Genomic DNA, 1,663 nt, shown 5'->3' with positions numbered 1-1,663 from the left:
GGAACTTCTCCAGCTCGGCCTCGAAGTTGCCGCGGCCGAACTCGCCCACGCAACCCATCGCCTTCTTCTTCACCGCAATGTGACCGTTCACCATGTCGTTCACGCCCTGGGCGACGGTGGCATAGTCGCCGGTGAACTTGTCGGCATCGATGACGACGTCGATATCGCCCTTGTCATGCTCGGCAGACATGCGGCGCATCTCGTCCATCAGGCCACGTATGCTGCCGCGTGCCCGGGCCATGGCCGCCAGCACGCTGTCGTTGTCGCCGGGACGCAGGTCGACTTCTTCGCCCAGCTGCCCGTCGGCCAGGCGGCCGGCCACGGCTGCAGCATAGCCGGGCTCCCCGCCCAGCGGACGCGTCACCATTCTGCGCACCATCCAGGCCAGCATCCCGACCAGCAGCAGGCAGGCTGCAAGCCCAAGCCCCAGCGTCACGAGCACGCGGGTGACCCAGAGCGCCTGGACTTCGTCAGCACGGTAAGCGCCGACCACGCGGAAGCCCCAGGGATCGAAGTTGCTCTCCCCGAGCACCCAGCCTTCCGGCGCCTCGAGCACGCTGGCCACCAGTTCGGGACTGACGCTCTCGGAATGAAAGCGGATCTCGCCACGGCGATCGACCAGCGCGAAAAAACCACTGTCGAGCAGTCGGGTGGACGCGACCTGCTTGTCCAGTACGTCCATGTTGAGCGGGTTGCCGACGTACCAGATCCCGATGACCTGGCCCTCGGGATTACGAATCGGCTCGTAGCCCGTGATGAACGGACGCCCGAGAATATCGACGAGTCCGTAGAACGCCTCGCCCTGGCGGATGGCCTTGATGGCCAGTCCCTGTGGGTCGAGCACCGTGCCAATGGCCCGCTTGCCTGCATTGATGACGTTGGTGGAGACACGCACATAGTCTTCACCACTGCGTACGAACAACGTGGCCGTGCCGCCGAGGTTCCTGGTCAGGCCGTCCACAAGTCCGAAGCGGTTCACCTGTGGCTCTTCACCCAGCATGAGCTGAGGAACGGTCCGCTCGCCCACCTGCACCGGGTTCTGCGGATCGAGCCGCGCCGGGCCGAGCTCTGCACCACGCTCCTTGAGGACGGCCATGGCTCCCTTGACCCGGTCCATGACCAGCTTATCGGTGATCTCGAGCATACCCAGGATGGCGCCTTCCCGGTCTGCGGCATCTTCCGTGACCTCGGCCGTGACGCGCTGGCTGTCGAGCAGCGCCAGTCCGGCGGCGCCACCGAGCACCACGGCGACGATAAAGAGTGATACGGGCAGGGCGATTCGCGTCTGGAGCGTGAAGTCGTTCAGGCGCAGTTTCATGCATTCGTCCTCGATCGTAGGTCCGGCCCGGTCGTCGCGGGGGTGACGCGGTATGTACAGTTTTATTCGTCTCTGCAATTTGTCGGCAGGCTGGCGTAGTTCTGAACAGCTGTCGCGCAAGGGCTTTTACCTAGCGATCCTGCACACCTGGTGTCCTGGCAGCGCAGCATTGTCTGTGCTGCAGCGGTAAGGGATGGCGCGAAAAAGAAAACCCCCGGCAATTGCCTGCCGGGGGTTTGAAGAGGCTCGAGGGGGGAGAGGAGGTTGAGCCTCAGGAGAGGACTAGAACTCGGCCCACTCTTCGCCGGCCTCGGCGAGGGCGGCGGGCTTGGGGGCCTTGCGCGC

1 protein-coding gene is annotated in these 1,663 nt (G+C 64.6%); it reads right to left on the bottom strand.

Annotation, left to right across the window (positions count from 1 at the left end; translation table 11 throughout):
* The coding region (locus tag G8346_RS01595; RefSeq protein ID WP_206202532.1) for a Cache 3/Cache 2 fusion domain-containing protein at positions 1-1,318 on the bottom strand (1,318 nt) is incomplete at its 3' end.
* Positions 1,319-1,663: the final 345 nt, after the last annotated feature.

Origin of the sequence: Thioalkalivibrio sp. XN279 (genome assembly GCF_011089885.1) — a bacterium.
Classification (GTDB): Bacteria; Pseudomonadota; Gammaproteobacteria; order Steroidobacterales; family XN24; genus XN24.
Note: the sequence above shows the minus strand (reverse complement) of the source record. Positions and strands in the feature narration are given on the sequence as shown.